The sequence below is a fragment of the Acidiferrobacteraceae bacterium genome (assembly GCA_037388825.1).
GTDB lineage: Bacteria > Pseudomonadota > Gammaproteobacteria > Acidiferrobacterales > JAJDNE01 > JARRJV01.
In genome coordinates this window covers 1-5,762 of record JARRJV010000098.1, presented here as the reverse complement: position 1 = coordinate 5,762, position 5,762 = coordinate 1, and the positions used below count along the sequence as shown (strand labels likewise).

Sequence of the window (5,762 nt, the reverse complement as noted above, 5' to 3'; positions counted from 1 at the left end):
TCACCCGGCGCAGCAACAGCCTGCGCCAGGAAGAGATCATTGAAGAGATCGAGGTGATTCTGCTGAGCCGCGACAGCCTCGCCGCGCCCGGGAGCCGATAGACCCGGGCTGCTTCCCCTACGCCGCTTTCTCCATCTTCGTCTGGTATTCGCCGCGGCGGGCGGCGCCGTTGAGTCTGGCGCGGTGCAGGAAGACCTTCTTCGCGGCAGCGACGTTCTCCGCCTTGCCTTTCCATGCCTCCAGCACCGGCTGCTGCAGGGCGCGGGCATAGGAGAAGGAAAGCTCCCATGGTTCATTCGGGAACAGCACGTTCATGGCGTTGAGGTTGGCCGTGGCCTGTTCCGCGCTCTGGCCGCCGGACAGGAAGTTGATGCTGGGCACGGCCGCGGGCACGGTGCGCCGCAGGACCCGCACCGTCATGCGCGCAACCTCTTCCGGATCCGCGGTTTGTTTGCTGTCCTTGCCCGGCAGAATCATGCTCGGTTTCAGCAGCATGTGTTCGAGCTTCACGCCGTGGCGATGCAGGGCATGGAAGACGGCATGCTGCACCAGTTCCACGACCTCGGCGCAGCGCTCCATGGTGTGATCCCCGTCCAGCAATACCTCCGGCTCGACGATGGGTACTATGCCTTCCGCCTGACAGGCCGCGGCATAACGGGCCAGCATTTCCGCGTTCGCATCGATGCCCAATTGGGTGGGATTGCGGTCCGTGATCGGGTACACCTCGCGCCACTTGGCGAAGCGCGCGCCCTGCTTCTTGTACTCCTGCAAGCGCTGGGCAAGGTTGTCCAGGCCCTGGGTAACCAGGTCCCCCGGGGCACCGGGCAGATCGTGCTTGCCCTTGTCCACCTTGATCCCGGGGACGATGCCTTCGCGCATCGCCGCCTCGGGCAACGGGGTTCCGTCGGCGGTCTTCTGGCCCAGGGTCTCCTCGAACAAAATGGCGCCGCTGATGAATTCACCGACCCCTTCGGTCGTCAACAACAAGGAGCGGTAGGCGCAACGATTCTCTTCGGTGGATTCAACGTCGATACCCTTGAAACGCTTGGCGATGGTGGGCGCGCTTTCATCCATGGCCAGTATCCCCTTGCCTTCCTGTACCAGTGCGCCAATGGTGTCCTGCAGATCGGTTTCCGTGCTCATGTACCATGCCCCTCCGGAGCGATATCGATGACGTCCCCGTCCGTTCCCCGGGCGGAGTGTTTTTGTCCATGGGTGCCGCCGCGCAGGCGCGCCAACAAATGATACACGGCCTTCATGTCCGGATCGGCGAACATCAGGCCAACCCCTCTCCTGCCCACGCGGGCGACAATGGCCTTCACGCGATGCATACGGTAGACCGTTCCCTCGCGCCACACGGTGATCAACTGTACCTTTGAATTGACCGCAAGATCGTTGCGGAAGGTACGAACGAACATGCCGCTGCTACTGACGTCACGACAGTGTCCGAAAATGGCCCGTCTTTTTGGCCGGTGGATGCAAACACGCCGTTCGATCGGTTCACGCATGCCGAGTCGGTGCTCAATCATCGGCTGCCTCCAGAATGCTTTGCCACACAGGGCCTGGATTTGGAACCCTAGCGGCCCGGGAACGATCACACCTTGATGGACATCAATACGGACGAGAAGTGCCGGACTTTTTGGGGAATTGGCGACAGAAAACGCCGCCCGTTCAGCGCCAGCGCAGCTCCAGCTCGCCGCTGTCCGTGATTTCGACCCCGACCCCGAAACCCTTCCCCATCCGATTGATTACGGCCGCAAGCCAGCGGGTGTCTTCTTCGGCCGTCCGCTGGATACGGAAGTGCCGCACTTGGGTGGGAACCATGAGCAGGCGTTCGAGGTGACCGTCGCCCGGGTCCAGGGACGGGAAATACATCAATCCCAGGTCGCCGCGAAACTCCTGGTAGCCGTCGATGCCCTCATAGTCCGTGAGCAGATCGCCGCATCCGTACAGGATGAGCTTGCCTGCGTAGACCTCCATTCCCTTTACATGATGCGAGGAGTGTCCATGCACCAGATCCACGCCCGCCTCGTCAATGAGGGCGTGGGCAAAGCCCTGCTGCTCGTCCGGGATGCGATAGTTCCAGTTCTCACCCCAATGGATGGACGCCACGACCACATCACCGGGTTTCTTTGTCTCGCGCACATGACGCGCGACATGCTCCACGGTCTGCGGCGAGAAATCCGGCAGGAGATTCACACCGGGCCGATCCCGCTCCGCGTCCCAGTCCTCCGGGATGCCGCTGGAGCGCGCCCCGAAACCGTACACGATCACCCGGCCGTTATGCGCCGTTTCCAGAATGGCCGGTGCCTCGGCGTGGGACAGGTCCCTGCCGGCGCCCGCCACCTGGACCCCCGCCTCCCGCAACACGTCCAGGGTCTCGGCCAGGCCCTCCCTTCCCCAGTCCAGGACGTGATTGTTCGCCAGCACACAGCAATCGATGTGCGCCGCCTTCAGGCAACCGGCGTTCGCCGGATGCATGCGATAGTGGACCGACTTTCCCTGCCACCAGTCATCGCTTCGCGTAATGGAAGTCTCCAGATTGATGATGCGGACCTCCGGCTGGAATCGTTCCAAAACCTCCAGGGCGTCGCCCCAGACATAGCCCGGCTCGACCTTGCGCGGAATCGGACCCGTACAACGTTCGGCGATGTGGATGTAGTACGTGGCCGAATCCACATAGGGTTCGTGCAACTGTGGATCGCTGGCATGGGAAAAGAGCTGGTCGACACCGCGACCGGTCATGACGTCGCCACATAGAAAAAGGGTGACCACCGCGCAAACGCTTCCCTGGTATTGAGGATGTACCCTCTGACCCAGGCCTTCCACGGCATGCGATCGGGATACTTGCGCGCAGCCTATGACGCTTAAGGGGAAACAGTCCTTGATCTGACGCAAGGACTTGTCATGATGCCGACGATCGGAGAAGCCGACCGCGAACCTCAGGAATCGCTCTGCTCTGCGGTAAGGGCAACCTCGCCCTGCTCCTGATACCACTCCCAGGTTTCGGCGAGGCCTTCTTCCAGCTTGCGGCTGGGCTGGAACCCTAGCACCTTGCTGGCCTTGTCAAAGCTTGCGAAGTTGCGCGTGACCTCGCCGCGACGGGCGGAACGAAATTCGATCGGGTGGTCGGGCTTGCCGGCGATGTCGCACAAAATCTTCGCCAGCTGCAGCACCGTCGTCTCGCGACCCGACGCGAGGTGAAACACTTCCGGTCCGGGCAGAGCAGTATCCATCGCCAACTGGATTCCGGCGCAGATATCGTCCGCATGAATGTAGTCACGGGAGGCCGAACCGTCGCCATAGATCACGATGGGTTCGTCCTGCATCAGGGCCTTGATAAACACGGTAACCGCGCCCTTCTTGTGCGCGCTGTCGCGCCCGTACACGTTGCCGAAGCGAACGCACACGGTTTCCAGGTCGTAGGACTTCGCGAAGGCGTGACAGTAACCCTCGCCGCACAACTTGCTCGCTCCGTACGGAGAAATGGGCCGGGGAACCGAATCCTCGTTCACCGGTGGCGTGGCATCCCCGATCAGGGCACCGCCGGTGGATGCAAACACCAGGCGTTGCACGCCGGCATCGACCGCGGCCTTGAGTACATTGAGGGTACCGCGGGCGTTGATTTCGAAATTGCGCTCCGGATCGCCAACGGACTCGACCACCGAACCGTAGGCCGCCAGATGAACGACATGGGACACCCCGTCCATGGCCGCCGCCAGGCGGGGCCGATCCAGAATGTCTCCCTCAAACATCTCCGCTTCCGTGCCGCTCCACCCCGTCGGTGAAAAGCGCGAGAGATTGTCCACCACACGCACGTCCCGCTTCTTCGCCAGGGATCGAACCAGGTTGACGCCGACGAAGCCGCGGCCGCCGGTGATGAGCACCTTGCCCGACACGGTCATTTGTTCTTGCCGCTGGTGGCGACGGCGTGCAGGTCCGCCTTGCCTTTCTCCGGCTCGTCCTTGCGGTCCACCCACAGCGAGGTGCACGGTATCTTTTCCCGGTCACAGCGATCGGAGTACTTCTTCGCGATCTCGGTCACCTCTTCCAGCAGGCCGTCTTCCAGGCTGGTTGGCCGCAGGCCGAGCTTGAGGAAACTGTCGTTGGAAACGTGCAAATCGTTCTCGTCGTCTTCCTTGCGCGGGTTGTCGATATAGTCGACGGGAACATCGGTTTTTTCGGACACCATCTGCGCCAGCTCCCGCACCCGGTGGGTCTCGGTCATCTGGTTGAAGATCTGTACGCGCTCGCCATCCTTCGGCGGATTTTCCAGCGCCAGCTGGATGCAGCGCACGGTATCCTGCATGTGAATGAAGGCGCGGGTCTGGCCGCCCGTGCCGTGCACGGTCAGCGGATAGCCAATGGCGGCCTGCATGAGGAAACGGTTCAGTACCGTGCCGTAGTCGCCATCGTAGTCGAAGCGATTGATCAGGCGCTCGTCCATCCGCGTTTCGTCGGTCTGCGTGCCCCAGACGATGCCCTGGTGCAGATCGGTGATCTTGACGCCGTCGTTGCGGTTGTAGAAGAAGAACAGCAACTGGTCCTGGGTCTTGGTCGTGTGATAAATGCTCCCGGGGTTGGCGGGATACAGGATCTCGTTCTCCACGAACTCATCGTCGTCGTTCTTTACGTGGACCTTGAGATAGCCCTCCGGGATCTTCATCCCGGCGGTGCCGTAGCCATAGACCCCCATGGTCCCGAGGTGGGCGACGTGGATGTCGAGGCCGCTCTCGACAATGGCGGCCATGAGATTGTTCGTTGCGTTGAGGTTGTTATCGACGGTGTAGCGCTTGTGATAGCTGGTCTTCATGGAATACGGCGCGGACCGTTGTTCGGCAAAGTGAACCACCGCGTGCGGCTTCCACTCCTTGAGCAGGTCCAGCAGGCGCTGGTAGTTGCGCGCAACGTTGATGTTGAAAAAGCCGATGTCGCGGCCCGTGTGCTCCTTCCACGCCCGCAGGCGCTCGCCCATGTGGCGGATCGGGGTCAGGGAATCGCACTCCAGCTCGATATCGATCTTGCGGCGGGACAGGTTGTCGACAATGGCCACGTCGTGGCCCAGCGCGGACAGATGCAGGCTGGATGCAGGCTGGTGGGCCAACCGCAGAACCCATCGCCTCCCAGAACCAGTACTCTCATTACTCCCTCCCCAATTGGCGGGCGCTGGCGCCCTTAATTGTGCACATTCTAGCAAATCGACAAATACCCGCCACAAGGGCCTAAATTTGCTGGAAATTCAGGGCTTCCGTCCCAGGCTGGCAAAGCGATAGGAAAGGCCAAACTCGATGACCGGCGTGTCCAGGCCCCCGTCCAGGGCCAGCGCCTGTCCATAGGCCGCGGTCAGGTCCAGATGCTTGCCGGCGATGTAGGCGACGCCGATCGTGCCCTGGGCGATCGCGCCGCCGCCGGTGTCGATACCGCCCCCGCCGGCGGCCCCCAAACCCGCATCCACCAGCAGGCGCAGCTTGTGATTCAGCGACGGATTGCTGGTCCAGCCTGCCCCCAGCAGGCCGACGGCATAGCCCCCGGCACCGCCCTCGTAGGCCGCCAGCGCCTGGCCGCTGACGGAGAAATTGTCATTCAACAGGTAGTCCGATTTCACCCCGATCAGCTGCACGGTCGAGGCCCGGGGCGCACCCTTCCACGCCGGCGCGGTGTAGGTCTCGTGAACGCTGTGCAGCCGCCAGGAGAACACATCCAGTTGATCATCATCGTTCAGCCGGCGTCCGCCGCGGACATAGCCCAGTGTTTGAAACGCG

At 62.2% G+C, this 5,762-nt stretch carries 6 protein-coding genes; all 6 read right to left on the bottom strand.

Features of this window, described 5'->3' with window-relative positions:
- Nucleotides 1-117 precede the first annotated feature (117 nt).
- Nucleotides 118-1,143, bottom strand: coding sequence for a fructose-bisphosphate aldolase class I (locus P8X48_12380; protein MEJ2108102.1), 1,026 nt, complete (start codon nucleotides 1,141-1,143; stop codon nucleotides 118-120).
- On the bottom strand, nucleotides 1,140-1,529 hold the full coding sequence (locus P8X48_12375) for a hypothetical protein (protein ID MEJ2108101.1): 390 nt from the start codon (nucleotides 1,527-1,529) through the stop codon (nucleotides 1,140-1,142). Before P8X48_12375 ends, P8X48_12380 begins: the two co-directional genes overlap by 4 nt.
- Nucleotides 1,530-1,671: 142 nt before the next feature.
- Nucleotides 1,672-2,775 (bottom strand): CapA family protein, encoded by a 1,104-nt coding sequence (locus P8X48_12370; protein MEJ2108100.1) that lies wholly within the window; start codon nucleotides 2,773-2,775, stop codon nucleotides 1,672-1,674.
- Between the two features lie 167 nt (nucleotides 2,776-2,942).
- Complete coding sequence (locus P8X48_12365; GenBank protein MEJ2108099.1) at nucleotides 2,943-3,905, bottom strand: NAD-dependent epimerase/dehydratase family protein; 963 nt, start codon at nucleotides 3,903-3,905, stop codon at nucleotides 2,943-2,945.
- Nucleotides 3,902-5,104: an NAD-dependent epimerase/dehydratase family protein gene (locus tag P8X48_12360; GenBank protein MEJ2108098.1), complete on the bottom strand. Its 1,203-nt coding sequence runs from the start codon at nucleotides 5,102-5,104 to the stop codon at nucleotides 3,902-3,904. Before P8X48_12360 ends, P8X48_12365 begins: the two co-directional genes overlap by 4 nt.
- 135 nt (nucleotides 5,105-5,239) lie before the next feature.
- A partial coding sequence (locus P8X48_12355; protein ID MEJ2108097.1) for a hypothetical protein occupies nucleotides 5,240-5,762 on the bottom strand: 523 nt, incomplete at its 5' end.